Annotated in this window: 16 protein-coding genes and 1 tRNA gene; 13 read left to right on the forward strand and 4 right to left on the reverse strand. The window is 67.0% G+C overall.

The genetic code is table 11. The annotated features are described in order from the left end of the window. Positions 1-46 precede the first annotated feature (46 nt). The 9 genes from BLQ77_RS01580 to BLQ77_RS01620 all read left to right on the forward strand — a co-directional run bounded on the left by BLQ77_RS01580 (position 47) and on the right by BLQ77_RS01620 (position 8,314). Complete coding sequence (locus BLQ77_RS01580) at positions 47-1,297, forward strand: CpaE/TadZ family protein (RefSeq protein ID WP_089954555.1); 1,251 nt, start codon at positions 47-49, stop codon at positions 1,295-1,297. A gap of 14 nt (positions 1,298-1,311) precedes the next feature. Beyond that, positions 1,312-2,745, forward strand: a complete 1,434-nt coding sequence (locus tag BLQ77_RS01585) for a TadA family conjugal transfer-associated ATPase (protein WP_089954557.1) — start codon at positions 1,312-1,314, stop codon at positions 2,743-2,745. A gap of 4 nt (positions 2,746-2,749) precedes the next feature. Next, entirely contained in the window at positions 2,750-3,715 is a 966-nt protein-coding gene (locus BLQ77_RS01590) for a type II secretion system F family protein (protein WP_089954560.1), read from the forward strand. A 13-nt stretch (positions 3,716-3,728) separates the two neighbouring features. After that, the gene (locus tag BLQ77_RS01595; protein WP_089954562.1) at positions 3,729-4,703 is read left to right on the forward strand and encodes a type II secretion system F family protein; all 975 of its coding nucleotides are present in this window, start codon (positions 3,729-3,731) and stop codon (positions 4,701-4,703) included. A 4-nt stretch (positions 4,704-4,707) separates the two neighbouring features. Beyond that, positions 4,708-5,274 (forward strand): tetratricopeptide repeat protein, encoded by a 567-nt coding sequence (locus BLQ77_RS01600; protein ID WP_089954565.1) that lies wholly within the window; start codon positions 4,708-4,710, stop codon positions 5,272-5,274. Between the two features lie 30 nt (positions 5,275-5,304). Further along, on the forward strand, positions 5,305-6,165 hold the full coding sequence (locus tag BLQ77_RS01605; RefSeq protein ID WP_089954569.1) for a tetratricopeptide repeat protein: 861 nt from the start codon (positions 5,305-5,307) through the stop codon (positions 6,163-6,165). 4 nt (positions 6,166-6,169) lie between these two features. Then, positions 6,170-6,667, forward strand: a complete 498-nt coding sequence (locus BLQ77_RS01610; RefSeq protein ID WP_008883854.1) for a prepilin peptidase — start codon at positions 6,170-6,172, stop codon at positions 6,665-6,667. 90 nt (positions 6,668-6,757) lie between these two features. After that, on the forward strand, positions 6,758-8,065 hold the full coding sequence (locus tag BLQ77_RS01615; protein ID WP_089954572.1) for a DUF8689 domain-containing protein: 1,308 nt from the start codon (positions 6,758-6,760) through the stop codon (positions 8,063-8,065). A gap of 172 nt (positions 8,066-8,237) precedes the next feature. Then, positions 8,238-8,314, forward strand: a tRNA-Met gene (locus BLQ77_RS01620). A 339-nt stretch (positions 8,315-8,653) separates the two neighbouring features. Here BLQ77_RS01620 and BLQ77_RS29805 read toward each other — a convergent pair. The 3 genes from BLQ77_RS29805 to BLQ77_RS01640 form a co-directional block, all read right to left on the reverse strand. Beyond that, the gene (locus BLQ77_RS29805) at positions 8,654-8,956 is read right to left on the reverse strand and encodes a bifunctional DNA primase/polymerase (protein WP_089954574.1); all 303 of its coding nucleotides are present in this window, start codon (positions 8,954-8,956) and stop codon (positions 8,654-8,656) included. Then, positions 8,892-9,737 carry a GNAT family N-acetyltransferase gene (locus BLQ77_RS01635; RefSeq protein WP_089954577.1) on the reverse strand — a complete coding sequence of 282 codons (846 nt, stop codon included), beginning with the start codon at positions 9,735-9,737 and terminating at the stop codon, positions 8,892-8,894. Before BLQ77_RS01635 ends, BLQ77_RS29805 begins: the two co-directional genes overlap by 65 nt. Before the next feature lie 324 nt (positions 9,738-10,061). Further along, positions 10,062-10,334 carry a hypothetical protein gene (locus BLQ77_RS01640; protein ID WP_008885065.1) on the reverse strand — a complete coding sequence of 91 codons (273 nt, stop codon included), beginning with the start codon at positions 10,332-10,334 and terminating at the stop codon, positions 10,062-10,064. A 50-nt stretch (positions 10,335-10,384) separates the two neighbouring features. Between BLQ77_RS01640 and BLQ77_RS01645 the strand changes: the two genes are divergently transcribed. From BLQ77_RS01645 to BLQ77_RS01655, 3 genes are read left to right on the forward strand one after another with little or no spacing between them, the layout of a single operon-like run. After that, positions 10,385-10,678, forward strand: a complete 294-nt coding sequence (locus tag BLQ77_RS01645; protein WP_008884468.1) for a hypothetical protein — start codon at positions 10,385-10,387, stop codon at positions 10,676-10,678. Then, positions 10,675-11,811 carry a WD40 repeat domain-containing protein gene (locus BLQ77_RS01650; protein WP_089954579.1) on the forward strand — a complete coding sequence of 379 codons (1,137 nt, stop codon included), beginning with the start codon at positions 10,675-10,677 and terminating at the stop codon, positions 11,809-11,811. Before BLQ77_RS01645 ends, BLQ77_RS01650 begins: the two co-directional genes overlap by 4 nt. Before the next feature lie 20 nt (positions 11,812-11,831). Beyond that, the gene (locus tag BLQ77_RS01655) at positions 11,832-12,011 is read left to right on the forward strand and encodes a hypothetical protein (protein ID WP_089954589.1); all 180 of its coding nucleotides are present in this window, start codon (positions 11,832-11,834) and stop codon (positions 12,009-12,011) included. On the opposite strand, the gene BLQ77_RS01660 is transcribed toward BLQ77_RS01655, so the two are convergent. Next, entirely contained in the window at positions 12,008-12,967 is a 960-nt protein-coding gene (locus BLQ77_RS01660; protein WP_089954591.1) for a hypothetical protein, read from the reverse strand. The two genes, BLQ77_RS01655 and BLQ77_RS01660, sit on opposite strands and share 4 nt — an antisense overlap. An 83-nt stretch (positions 12,968-13,050) precedes the next feature. Here BLQ77_RS01660 and BLQ77_RS01665 point away from each other — a divergent pair, with 83 nt between their 5' ends. Continuing rightward, complete coding sequence (locus tag BLQ77_RS01665; RefSeq protein WP_089954593.1) at positions 13,051-14,310, forward strand: RNA polymerase factor sigma-54; 1,260 nt, start codon at positions 13,051-13,053, stop codon at positions 14,308-14,310. The last annotated feature ends 181 nt before the right edge of the window (positions 14,311-14,491 follow it).

Below are 14,491 nucleotides of genomic sequence, written 5' to 3' on the forward strand. Positions count from 1 at the left end.
CCTGCCTTCCGGGTCAGTCCCCCACAAAGGCAAAGGATGAGAGGCGATGACCAGAACGACAGCGCTGCACACGCCCCCGGCCCCGATCGTCGCCTGCACGATCAGCCGGAACGTGCAGAACTTCGATCTTCTCATCGAGGACATGGAAGCCCTGCTCGGCGAAGGCTGGGGCGATCTCGGTTTCGGCGAGGCGCTGGCGTTCCTGAGCCAATCCGACGCGCGCGCGCTGGAATTCGTGGCGCTGGCCATCGACGGCCAGGACGAGCAGAACCTCGGCCTGCTCGCCGAGGTCATCGCCGCCGCGAAGAACCGGGGCATCAAGGTCGTGCTCATCGCCGAGGACGTGACGCCTTCGGCGCTGCACCAGCTGCTGCGGCGCGGGGCGGATGAATTCGTGCCCTACCCCCTGCCCGAGGGCGAGCTTTCCGTCGCGGTCGACCGGATGCGCAGCGCCACCCGCGCGGTCAGCGCCCCGACCTTCGACCAGCGCGGCAACGACGGGGTGACGCTCTCGGGCGGCGGCGACGGCGTTCTGATCGCCGTGCAGGGCCTTGCCGGCGGCTGCGGCGCCACGACCTTTGCAGTGAACCTCGCGTGGGAGCTCGCCAACATCGGCAAGGAACGCGCGCCGCGGGTCTGCCTGCTGGATTTCGGCTTCCAGTTCGGCTCGGTCGCCACCTATCTCGACCTGCCCCGCCGCGAGTCGGTGATGGAGCTGCTGGGCTCGGTCGAGGCGATGGACGGCGACAGCTTCGGGCAGGCGCTGGTCACCTTCCAGGACAAGCTGCAGGTGCTGACCTCGCCCTCGGACGTGGTGCCGCTCGACCTGCTGGGCCCGGACGAGATCAAGGCGCTGCTCGACGTCGCCCGCGAGCATTTCGACTACGTGGTCGTCGACATGCCAGGCACGCTGGTGCAGTGGACCGAGACGGTGCTGCTCGAGTCGCAGGTCTACTTTGCCCTGCTCGAGCTCGACATGCGCTCGGCCCAGAACGCGTTGCGGATGAAGCGCGCGCTGCAGGCCGAGGACCTGCCCTTCGACAAGCTGCGCTTCGCGCTGTCGCGGGCGCCGAAATTCACCGACCTGCAGGGCAAGAGCCGCGCCAGGCGCATGGCCGAAAGCCTCGGCATCCGTCTCGACGTGCACCTCTCCGACGGTGGCAAGCCGGTGGCCATGTCCGGCGATCACGGCATTCCGCTGGCCGATCAGGCGCCCAAGAACCCGCTGCGCAAAGACATCGCCAAGCTGGCGGCCGAACTCCACGCGATCGGAGAAACAGACGCGGAAGCGGCCTGAAAGGACCTCCCCCCATGTTCTCGCGCTACAAGAAGACCCCGGTGAAGGATGCAGTGCCCGTCGCGGCGCAGGCTGCCCGGACCGAGGCCGCGCCCGCGCTGAAACCCGCGAACATGCGCAAGCCCCTGCCCCCGAAGCCCGCCGAGGCGGCGCCACAGGACAAGGAGAAGAAGCGCAAGGAGCGGCTTGGCGAGATCAAGCTCGAGCGGCACCGTGCGCTGCTCGACAACCTCAACCTCTCGGCCATCGACCAGGCCAGCGAGCGCGAACTGCGCGACGAGATCGGTGCCATCGTGGCCGAGACGCTGCAGGACAAGGGCCTCGTGTTGAACCGCGAGGAGCGCACGACCCTCAACCAGGAGCTCTACGACGAGGTGAAGGGGCTCGGCCCGCTGGAAACCCTGCTCAAGGACGACACCGTCTCGGACATTCTGGTGAACGGTCCGCACCAGATCTTCGTGGAACGTTCGGGCAAGCTGTCGCTCTCGGACGTGGTGTTCAAGGACGAGCGCCACCTGATGCGGATCATCGACAAGATCGTCTCTGCCGTGGGCCGCCGCGTCGATGAATCGAACCCCTACGTGGACGCCCGTCTCGCCGACGGCTCGCGTTTCAACGCCATGGTGCCGCCCATCGCGGTCGACGGCTCGCTGGTCTCGATCCGGAAGTTCAAGAAGGACAAGCTCGGCATCGACGACCTGATCAACTTCGGTGCCTTCACCGAGGAAATGGCCGTCTACCTGCAGGCCGCCGTGGCGACACGCCTCAACGTCATCGTCTCGGGCGGCACCGGCTCGGGCAAGACCACAACGCTCAACGCGCTGTCCTCCTTCATCGACGACAGCGAGCGCATCCTGACCATCGAGGACACGGCGGAACTTCAGTTGCAGCAGACCCACGTGGGCCGCATGGAAAGCCGGCCGCCCAACGTCGAGGGCAAGGGTGCCGTCACCCCGCGCGACTGTCTCAAGAACGCGCTGCGGATGCGCCCCGACCGCATCATCGTGGGCGAAACCCGCGGCGAAGAGGTCATCGACATGCTCCAGGCCATGAACACCGGCCACGACGGCTCGATGACCACAATCCACGCAAACAACGCCCGTGACGGCATCTCGCGCCTGGAGAACATGATTGCCATGGCGGGCATCGAGATGCCGCTGAAGGCGATGCGCAGCCAGATCTCCTCGGCCGTGAACCTGATCGTGCAGGCCTCGCGTCTGCAGGACGGCTCGCGCCGGATGACCTCGATCACCGAGATCACCGGCATGGAGGGCGACGTCATCTCGATGCAGGAGATCTTCCGCTTCCAGCGCGTCGGCCTGACGCCGGACAACAAGATCATCGGCCATTTCACCGCGACCGGGGTGCGCTCGCACTTCTCGGAACGCTTCAAGATGTGGGGTTTCGACATCCCGCCGTCGATCTACGACCCTTTCCGCCCGGAGTAAGCCCATGCTGTCCGCAGAAATCATCATCTACGGCCTGATCTTCGCGGGAGTTCTCGTGCTGGTCGAGGGCGTCTATCTCGTCGCCTTCGGCAAGTCGATCAGCCTCAACAGCCGCGTGAACCGCCGGCTCGAGATGCTCGACAAGAACGTCGCCCGCGAGGAGGTCCTTGCCAAGCTCCGCAAGGAGATGGACCAGCACCTCGAGAACCGGGGCATCCCGCTCTATTCGATCCTTGCCGACCGCGCCCAGAAGGCGGCCCTCGCCTTCACGCCGAACCAGCTCATCCTGATGATGGCGGGCGTCAGCGTCTTCGCCTTCTTCGGCCTCACCATCGGCACCGAGGCAAGCCTGCCCGTGCGCATCGTCATGGGCATCGGCATGGGCGTCGGCGGCGTCTTCATGTGGGTGAACGGCAAGGCCAGGAAGCGCCTGTCGCTGATCGAGGAACAGCTTCCCGACGCGGTAGAGCTGATGGTGCGCTCGCTACGGGTGGGGCACCCGTTCAGCTCGGCCATCTCGGTTGTCTCCCGCGAGATCAAGGACCCGCTGGCCACCGAGTTCGGCATCATCGCCGACGAATCCACCTATGGCCGCGACATCGGCGAGAGCCTCAAGCACATGGCCGAGCGGCTCGACATGCAGGACCTCCGCTTCCTCGCGGTGGCGGTGACGATCCAGCAGCAGTCCGGCGGCAACCTCGCCGAGATCCTCGAAGGCCTCGCCAAGGTGATCCGCGCCCGCTTCCGGCTGTTCCGCCGGGTGAAGGCGATCACCGCCGAGGCGCAATGGTCGGGCAAGTTCCTGTCCGGTTTCCCGGTCGCGGTGCTGCTGATCATCCAGCTCACCGACCCGCATTACTACGACGAGGTGCTGGACCACCCGTGGTTCATCCCCGCCTGCTTCATCGTGGCAATCTTCCTGGCGCTGAACCTCATCGTCATGCGGATGCTCGTGAACATCAAAGTCTGAGAGGCCGTCCCCCATGTTCGACAATCTCACCGCCATGATCACCGAGAGGCTCGGGCCGGCCGGGCCGCTCATGTTGGTCGCGGGGCTGGCGCTTCTGCTGATCCTCTCGACCGTGCCGCTGCTGCTGCGCCAGAAGCCCGACCCGATGGACAAGCTGGCCAAGTCCGGACGCGCGCGCATCGACGCCGAGACCAAGGCGATCCTGCGCGACACCCGGCGCAACGCCAAGCTCAACAAGTACGCCCAGTATCTCGAGCCGAAGAGCGCCGAGGAGCTGGGGCAGATGCGCCTGAAGCTGCTGCAGGCGGGCTACCGCACCCCCGACTCGGTGCGGCTCTACTACCTCGCGCAGATGGTTCTGGGGCTTGGTCTGCTGGCCGCGGGCACGGCGTACTACGTCATGTTCAAGGACGGCCCCGACGCCACGATGCAGACCAAGCTCATGTACATCGTGGGCCCGGGCGCCGTCGGCTACCTTGCCCCAAAATACTGGATCACCAAGCGGGTCGAGGAGCGCAAGAAGCAGATCGAGGAGGGCTTCCCGGACGCGCTCGACATGATACTTGTCTGCGTCGAGGCCGGTCAGTCGCTCGACCAGTCGATCGTGCGGGTGTCGAAGGAGCTGCGCGCCTCCTACCCGGCGCTGGCCGACGAGTTCGAAATCATCAGCCACGAGATGAGGGCCGGCAAGGACAAGTCCAACGTGCTCAACGACATGGGCGAGCGCTGCGGCGTGCAGGACGTGTCCTCCTTCGTGACCGTGCTCAACCAGGCCGCCAACTTCGGCACCTCGATCGCCGACGCGCTGCGGATCTACGCCTCGGAAATGCGTGACAAACGGGTCATGCGGGCCGAGGAAAAGGCAAACAAACTGCCGACAAAGATGACGCTCACGACTATGATGCTGACGGTGCCGCCGCTGCTGATCATCCTCGTGGGTCCGTCGGTGGTGAGCATCAGCGAATTGGGGAATCTCGCAGTCAAGTGACGTGATGCGCATCAGAGCGACCACCTGTCTGAGCCTTGTCCTTCTGTTGGCCGCCTGCTCCACGGGCGGCCGTTTGGCGTCCGTGGACGAAAACCAGGTCTATGCCCCCACACTCGACCCGCGTGGCGAGTCCGTCGACGGGCTGGTGGTCGGCCATCGCCTGATGGCCGCCGGGCAGTACGAGCTCGCGCTCGAAGCTTTCACCCGCGCCGCCGGTGAACACGGGCTCACGCCCGAGGTCATCACCTCGCTCGGCACCGCCAACCTCGCGCTCGGGCGGCTCAATCAGTCCGAGCGGCTGCTGCGCCGCGCGGTGGAGGAGGAACCGACCTGGGCCGAGGCCTGGAACAACCTCGGCGTGGTGCTGATGGAGCGCGGACAGACCGCCGAGGCCTCCGAGGTCTTCCGTCGGGCGTATGCGCTGGACAATGGCGAAAGTGACGCAATCCGCGACAATCTGAGGTTGGCGCTCGCAAAAATGGAGAATTCCGACTATGGTGCGGGGCAAGAACAAGAATATGCGTTGGTGCGCCTGGGGAGTGGCAGCTACCTGATCCGGCGCGCCTTCTAACGAGGCAAGAGCAGTATAAGGACGCAGCACATGCGCCACCTCATTCTCGTGATCCTCTGCGTTGCAGGGGTCGTCGGTCTATCCGCATGTGACAAAGCCATCGACAAGGACGCGGTCGACCGCGACTTCGCCGGTGTGAACGCCATCGACGGCACCGGGCTCAACGAGCTCATGCTCACCGCGGGCGACCCGAACGAGGCGGTGGCCTATTTCCAGCGCGCCGACGGCATGGATCCCGACCGCATCGATCTGCTGCGCGGCCTTGCCAAATCCCTTGTCCGCGCCAAGCGCAACACCGAGGCCGTGGCCGCCTGGAACAAGGTCGTCTCGCATGCGGATGCCACCGACGAGGACCGGGTGTCGTTGGCCGACGCAATGATCCGCAACAACGACTGGGACCGCGCCGAAGCCACGCTCAACGCCATCCCGCCGACCCACGAGAGCTACCAGCGCTACCGGCTCGAGGCGATGATCGCCGACAGCAACCAGAACTGGGCCAAGGCCGACAGTTTCTACGAGACCGCCGTCGGTCTGACCACCAAGCCCGCCCCGGTTCTCAACAACTGGGGCTATTCCAAGCTGACCCGCGGCGATTACGCCGGCGCCGAGAAGATGTTCTTCGACACGCTGCGCCACGATCCCCGCATGTTCACCGCCAAGAACAACCTCGTGCTCGCCCGCGGCGCGCAGGGCAACTACACCCTGCCGGTGATGCAGATGAGCCAGGTCGAACGGGCCGAGCTGCTGCACACGCTCGGCCTTGCGGCGATCAAGCGCGGCGACGTCGAGATCGGCAAGGGCCTGCTGCGCAATGCCGTCGAAACCCACCCGCAGCACTTCGACGCCGCGGCCACGGCGCTGGCGGCATTGGAAGCCCCGGTCTCGAACTGAGCCGATGCTGTCGATTTCCGCCTCCGCCGCGACCTGGTTCGCGCCTTTCGTGCTGCCGATCTGCCTCTATGTCAGCTTCACGGACATGCGGGAGTTGCGGATCACCAACCAGGCGAACCTGCTCCTGCTGCTGGTCTTCATGGTCGTCGGGGCCTTCGCCCTGCCCTTCGACGCCTATCTCTGGCGCTACACCCATCTCGCCGTGGCGCTGGTCGCGGGCATCGCGCTCAACGCGGGCGGCATCATGGGGGCGGGCGACGCCAAGTTCATCGCGGCCGCCGCCCCCTTCGTGCATCTCGGCGACCTGCGCTTCCTGATGGCGCTGCTCGCCGCCTCGATCCTCGCGGCCTTCCTGAGCCACCGCATCGCCAAGCTGAGCAGGCTCTCGCGTCTGGCACCCGACTGGAAGAGCTGGAGCAGCGGCAATCGCTTCCCCATGGGCATGGCGCTGGGAGGTACGCTGGCGCTCTACCTCGTGACGGGAATCGTCTACGGCAGCTGACGCCGCCGCTTTTCCCAAGGTCAGCCAAGCTCTCGCCACAAAAATTCTGTTTCCTGCCTGGGAACAGAACACATCGGGCCCCGCAGAGAGATGAACATGGAAACCCGCGCCGTCATGGCGCCCCCGCCGCCCAAGCGGCTGGACGAGCTCAGCCTGCCCGAGGTCTTCATGCGGGACATCGCGCTCAAGACCGTGTTCCGCAAGAACGCCACCACCGTCACCCACCTGTCGCGCGCCATGTGCCTGCCCATCGGCATCACGCAGGAGATCATCGACATCGCCCGCGCGCAGGGGCTGCTCGAGGCCATGGGCACGCTCAACGCCTCGGGCTCTACCGGGATGCCCTACCAGCTCACCGATTCCGGCAAGGCCCGGGCGCTCGACGCGCTGGCGCAGTCCGAGTACTTCGGCCCGATGCCGGTGCCCCTCGACATCTACCGCGAGCAGGTGAAGCGGCAGTCGATCCGCAACGTCCGGATCTCGCGCGAGCAGCTGCTGGGCGCCATGGGGCACCTGATCCTGCCCGAACACCTGATCTCGCACCTCGGGCCCGCCGTCGGCGCCGGCCGCTCGATCCTGATGTACGGACCGCCGGGCAACGGCAAGTCTTCGATCTCGAACGGCATCCGCGACGCCATGGGCGACAAGATCTACGTGCCCCGCGCCATCGCGTACTCCGGCCAGGTGATCTCGGTCTACGACCCCATCGTGCACTCCGCGGCCGAGGAAGAGGCCGACGACCCCACCCGTCTGCGCCGGATGACCCGCTTCGACACCCGTTACGTGCTCTGCGACCGGCCCACGGTGATCACCGGCGGCGAGCTCTCGCTCGGCATGCTGGACCTTGTCTACAACCCCACCGCCCGCACCTACCAGGCGCCGCTGCAGCTCAAGTCCACCGGCGGCATCTTCATCGTCGACGACCTCGGGCGCCAGGCCGAGCCGCCGCAGAAGCTGGTGAACCGCTGGATCGTGCCGCTGGAGGAATCAAAGGACATCCTTGCGCTGCAATCGGGCGAGAAGTTCGAGGTGCCCTTCGACACGCTGGTGATTTTCTCGACCAACTTCCACCCCAACGAGATCTTCGACCAGGCGGCGCTCCGGCGGATCTTCTTCAAGATCAAGATCGACGGCCCGAGCCAGGAGGACTTCCTGAAGATCTTCGCGCTGGTCGCGCGCAAGAAGAAGCTGCAGCTGGACGAGGTCTCGCTCGTTCACCTGCTCAAGAACAAGTACCCGACGATCGACAACGTTTATGCAAACTACCAGCCGGTGTTCCTCATCGACCAGATGCTGTCGGTCTGCGATTTCGAGGGTTGGCCCTACAAGATGACGCCCGAACTGGTGGATCGCGCCTGGGCGAACATGTTCGTGAAGGACGAGATGATCGTGAAGTGAGGGGTCTGGCGCGGCTGTGCCGGGCACGAATTCGGGGCCTCCCGCGGGCCTCTGCGGGGGTCAGCGCTATGGCGCCAATGCCGTACCCCGGCGTCATGACCGAGATCTGTCCGAAACGCGATTTTTGCGCTTGACGTGCCCGGCCCTCTATCATACCCACCGCGCACGGTTTGGCGGAGTAGCTCAGTTGGTTAGAGCAGCGGAATCATAATCCGCGTGTCGGGGGTTCAAGTCCCTCCTCCGCTACCATTGATCCCAAACAGTTTTCCCCACCTCACCCCAAGAGCTGGGTTGAGCAGTTGGGCGGTCAGTTGGGACTCTTAGTTCTCCTTTCGTGCAGTTCCAGCTTCCGAATGGCGGAGACGCCAAGAGACGAATCGCGCTTCAGATAGTGAGCGTCGAGGATCGCCTCACCCCTTCAAGACTGTGCCCGGTGATAGTGGCGATTTCCGCTGTCATGCATTCCGCCCGTGCAAGCCGCGTTACGGCGCTGCCGCGCAGGTCGTGGAGCCGCCGTCGCCTGCCACCATGTGAACGATCTTTGTCGGAATCCAATCGGGCACATACCACTCGCGCGGCGGAGTCGGCTCAGCACGTCCGGGTCGTGCCCCAGCTCACGCAGCGTCCCGAAGCCGTTCTTCCCATTTTTGCGGTCGAGGTCGAGCACTGCGCAATGCCGGAGCGGCTGCCCGCAGGGATAGCGGGCGTGGCGTCGGGCCACTTGCGCCACCAGCGGCGGAGTTGATCCGGGTCGGTCGTGGCCTTGTCCTGCCAGCCGGTGACGTGTGACCGGACCCTGCGACGCACCGGTTTCGCGGGTCGATGGTCAGCCCTGCGGGCCAAGTATCCCGAGCAGTTCCTCCGCCTCTCCGCGATGTCGCCCGGCGTCACCTTCGCTCAGAAAATGCAGGGAGCGGACGCCTTCCCCTTCGCCGATCAACGCCGCGCCGATGACCCTGCGGTGGTCATCCTCGAGCACAAACAATCCTCGCCCGGGCGCGCGGGAGCGGTGGGTTTCGATGAAGGCGCCCAGATCTTGGGGCTCCGGCCAGGGCGCATCTCTGGCGTCCACCAGGCCCACCCGCATCAGGGCCAGACGCGGTGCGTCCTTCTGGAGCGCCGGGCGCGCCGTGAGGCCCTCCAGGGACACCACCGGCGGGCAGAGGAACTGCCATTGCTCAGGCGTCATGGCGTAGTCGTGGCACGGCTGCGAGCGTCCCTCTGCCTCGAAGAACATCCGTCTCCGCGCCGGCGCGCGTGAGAAGCCGAGACCGACCAGCACCCCCTGCGAGGCGACATTGTCGTCCCGACAACAGGCAATCAGCGGCGGGGAAGGCTCGGCGAAATGGGCGGAGATCGCCGCGCGCAGGACGGTCGACATGATCCCGTCTCCCTGAGCCACCGCGTCGAGCCAGAACCACATTTCAGGCGCCAGCCGCAGGCAGCCGATGACCTCCCCGCCCCGTTCCAGCACCCGGATCCGCTGCGCGGGTTCCTGGCTGAGCGCGAGGATCTCGCCCGCTTCGGCAAGGCCAAAGGGCTGTCGGGCGGCGGCCATCCAGCGCGCGATCTCAGGCGTTCCGAGCTGTCGTGCAATCGCCGGCAGGTCGCCCGCCTGCATCCGCCGCAGCGAAACATCCCCCACATCGAGCCTGTCTGGAAAGGGCACCATGGCACCGCTCCGTCCCGTCCTGCAACCCGCACAGGCTTTCGCAAATGCAGGTCCGAATCAATGCCCGATTCGTTTCTGCGCCCGCATTCCGAAGATTCTGCGATGCAGAAAAATCATTCCGGAACAGAGCGTTACAATCTCGCCGCCCGAAGCGTAACGGTACTTTACGGATACATCTTTTCCGGTGCCGGATCGCCGGTTTTCACGCGGTTTCGTTTGCGGAGCCACGGGCGTGGGATAGTCTCCTCGGCACTCAATCAGTCGGATGCTCAAGGGAGGGGGACACCGATGTTTGACACGACCGAAACGGGAGGGGTGACCGCGTCAGTTGGGCCTGCCTGTCCCTTGCGCGTTGGGGAGCAGATCCCAGATCGACGCCAGATCCGTAGCCATCGCCCTGTGCACCTGCGCGAGGATCCTGTCCCGCTGCGCGGCGGGCAGCGCGTCGACATGTTCGCGCGCCGCGCGCAGATCGAGCGGTGCCCCGGTCTCGACCGCACGGTCGATGGCGGTGCGGCAGGCCGGGTCCACGGCCTCATCCCCGGCCACGACGGCCTGGAGGCTTCGGAAGAAGCGGTTGTCGACGGGATCGATCATCGGCGGGAACCCCTCTGCGGACGCGCACCCTCCAATCTTGGCGCAATGCCATGACAGGTCAACCGCCCGACGTCCGGACGATCCTCGACCAGCGGATGGCGCTGATCCAGGCCATTGCCGCCGCCAATTGCGAGCACCTGCGGCTCAACCAGATCGCCAGCGGCATGATGATCCTCGACCAGAAGGCCGAGGAGGACGGCGCTTCCGAAGACCCCCATGACGCGGACCGCGCCGCCAACGACGAGGCGCTCGACGCCAGCATGACCCTGATCACCGCGCTCGAGGCGGAGCTGGCGGAGCTCGACCGGCACCTCGCGGCAGCTATCGAAAGAGATGAGAAATGACCCAGCACGTATCGCCGCAATCCCTGTCCCTCTTCGACCTCATCGCCCGCTCGTGGGATCTCGGGGCGCCGGTCCGCGCGGTCCGGTTCAACGTGGTCGGGGGCTCGGTTGCGGTCACGCTCGGGGAAGGACGGCTCGCCTTCCTGCAGACCAAGGACGGTGAGACGCCCGAAAGCCGGATGCGCACCGAGCTCGACACCGGCCGCATGACCATCCGCCCGCGCGAGAAGCCGCTGCCGATGCCTCTCGTGACCGAGGCGCCGGTGACGGGCTGCGAGACCGGCATCGCCACGCTGGCGCAACAGGGCTTCGCCTTCGTCTCGCCCGACGGGACCGAGATCTGGCGGGCCACCGCGCGCGGCCAGACCGTGCGGGTCGCCAAGGTGGGCCCCGAGCCTGTCACAGCGCTTGCCACGCTGCCAGAGAAACGTGGGATCGTCGTTGCGCAGGGTACCCGGCTGATCGTTGTCTCGCCCGAGGACGGGCGCACATTGGCCACCGCAGAGCCCGGCCACGCGGTGCAGCGCCTGGCGGTCTCGCCGGACGGCACGCGCATCGCCTGCTGGGGGCCGGGGCGGGTCTCCGTCCTCGATGCGGAGACGCTCGCGCAGCGCGCCGGAACCCCGGCGGAGGGCGAGGTCTCGGATCTCATCTGGTCGCCGGACGGGCGTTGGCTTGTGGGCAGCTGCCGGGACAAGGCGCTGCTTCTGGTCGATGTCCCCGCGGCCCGCGCCGACTGCATCGTCGACTTCCCCGCCCCCGTCACCGTCTCGGATTTCAGCCGGAAGGCCGGCGTGCTCGTCGCTGCGGGTGCGTTCCGCGTGGTCGGCTGGCGCCTGCCCGACCTGCCCTTCGGCGATCACGAGGGCACGCCCATCGAGACCGGAAAGCCCGGGCTCACCCTCGTGGAAACCGTCGCCGCCCATCCCCACCGCGATCTCTGCGCGGTGGGCTATGCCAACGGGCTGGTGACGCTCTGCCAGATCGGCCAGCGCGCAGAGATGATGCTGCGCGAGGGCAACGGTGATCCGGCCACGGCGCTGGCCTGGTCGCCCGACGGCGCGCATCTCGCCATCGGCACCGCCGGCGGCACCGCCGCGCTCGCCACCTTCCCCAAACACATGTTCAAATGACCCGGAACGGAGAGAAACCGATGACCCAAGCACTTGATGCCGAAGAGCAAAGCAAGGACCGCTATTTCCAGGATCTGGCCAAGATCGCCGAAGAGATGATCGAGGAGCACGGCAAGGATTTTGCCACCGGCGCGCTCATCCTCGCCGCGCAATGGATCGCGCAGGGCCGTCTCGGCAAGGGCGAGGAGGCGATGCATTAATGCCGGCGCGTGCGGCCCGTGGCGACCGTCGCCGGGGCTGGCGTGTTGAGGCTCTGGATCTGGCTGACGAGGATGCCGCTGAGCGGCGCCGCCAGCCCGGCGAGAGGATCGGTCCCGGTGGCGGGCTCGGTCGCGCCGCGCAGGATGTCGGTCAGCTCCGGCGCCAGAAGCTGGGCATAGGCACAGAGTTCATGCACCCGGAATGTCGCGAAATGCAGACTGTCGTCGTTGAGCAGTACCTGCCCCGGTCGCCGCGCCTGGGCGCCGGAGGTCAGCACGTTGCTGTGCACGGCCGCGCCCAGCGTGGTCAGTACCGCGCGGCGCCACTTGGCGTAATCGGTGTCGGCGGAATGGTCGATACCGACGCTGTAGAGCTTCTCCGAGATCGTCCGGAAGGCCCGCCCGCCCGAGATGTGCCGGCGCCAGAACTCGCTGGCCTCGTCGACCGAGCGGCAATCGGCAAAGCGCTCGGCGAGCTTGGGCCGGATCAGCAGCACGAGCGCCATGTCGGCGTCCTCGGAGATCGAGCGGGCGATCTGCATGGCGGGCAGCGGCAGCCCGGTCAGGGCGAGGATGCGCAGCGCGGTCATCTGCTCCTCAAGCCGGGCGAAGAGCCCCGCAAGCCCGAGCCATTGCGCCGGGGCCAGCCCCTCGGCGCCGCGCGCGTGGCCCAGCGCCGCCGCCCGGTGCAGGGACCGGACCCAGAGCACACATTGATCGAAGAGGAACACCAGATCGACCGCGGCGCTGTTCGGCGCATCGTCGAGCCGCGGCACCGCGCGGAACCCCGGCAGCGCCCGGATGCCCTCGCGCCAGTGGCGGTCGAAATCGAGTCCGCGCGCCGACCAGAGCTGCTTGGTCCGCGCCAGCAGCTGCGGCGACAGCCCCGGGTAGGACAGCTCGGGCGGGCTCTGGAACAGCGGCGCGATCGCACCGGGGGGCAGGGAGTCGGCCATCTTTGCAAGGGTCCTGACGGTTTCGCCCCGAGCGTAGCGCAAGCCTTCGAAATCTGGCCAGATGTTTCCGCGAGTCGCGCGCGATGAGCCCGTCGACCCGCCTGCAGGTGAGCCAGAGCCAGGTGTTCCGGATGGGCCACGTGATCAGCGTGCTGCAACTCTCCGGCGAGGAGCTGGACGAGCACCTGTTGCAGACGGCGCAGAGCAACCCGCTGCTGGTGGTGCGACGCCGCCGTCAGACCGCGATCCGCGCCGGCAGCGCCCATGACCTGATCGACAGCACCTTCGCGGACCGGCCCACCAGTCTCTACGACCATGTGCTGCGCGAGCTGGCCGGCCTCGCCGGGCGCGGCGCCGCCATGGAGCGGCTGATCCTCGCGCTGGTCGAGGAGCTGGAGCCCTCCGGCTGGCTGGGACGCCCGGTGCCGCAGATCGCGGAGACGCTGGGGCTGAGCGTGCAACTCGTTGAATCCGCGCTGGATCTGGTGCAGCGGCGGGTCTCGCCCGCCGGTATCTTCGCGCGCGATCTGAGGGACTGTCTGCGGCTGCAGCTCGAGGATCAGGGGCTCTGGGATGACGCTGCCGGGCGGGTGCTGGCACATCTCGAGGTGCTGGGAACCGGCGGCGCGGAGGCGCTGGAGCGCGCGACCGGGCTCGATGCGGCAACGATTGCCACGCGGCTGCACCGGTTGCGGCGGCTCGATCCCAAGCCGGGGAGCCAGTTCGCCACCGACCTTACCCTGATGCGCGAGGCCGACGTCCGGATCGAGGCGCGCGGCGACGGCTGGGTTCCGATCTTCCGCACGAGCTTCGAGACAGTGGTGGCGGTACCGCCCGGGGCCTCGGGTGACAGCTCGCCCGAGATGCGGCGGGCGCTCGGCGAGGCCAGGGCGCTGAAGCAGGCGCTCGACCTGCGGCAAGGCGCGCTGAAACAGATCGTGCAGGTGATGATCGAGGTGCAGGGCGCCTTCTTCCGCGACGGCCCCGAGGCCTTGCAACCGCTCACCCAGGCGATGATCGCGGCGAAGACCGGGTTTCATCTCAGCACCGTGAGCCGGGTCCTGAACGGGCTGCTGATCGAGGGGCCGAACGGCATCATCCCGGCCCGCACCCTCTGCGCGCGGCGCTCGGCGCTCTGCTCGACGGACGGCCCGTCGAAGCCGAAGGTGCTGGCGCGGCTGCGGGCGCTGCTGCTGGCCGAATGCGCGAGCCACCCGCTGTCCGACGTGCAGCTTTCGGACGCCTTGCGCGCCGAGGGGCTCGCGGTGTCGCGCCGTGTGGTCGCGAGATACCGCCACGAACTGGGCTTCGCCCCGGCATCTCAGCGGCGCCTGCGCGCCTGACACTCCTCCCCTTCTGCAGGTCTTCCGAGCCGCGCCCGCACCTTCGCGAGCGCGGCTCTTTCATGTCCGGTGTAACGCCCGCCCGCCGGGAGGTGTAACGCGGGGCGTAAAACAATGTGACAGTCGCCGGCCGGCGCCGGTTTCGCGCCCACACCCGCAGCCTTCCGCAAAATAAATGAAC

This window comes from Salipiger thiooxidans (assembly GCF_900102075.1).
Lineage (GTDB): Bacteria > Pseudomonadota > Alphaproteobacteria > Rhodobacterales > Rhodobacteraceae > Salipiger > Salipiger thiooxidans.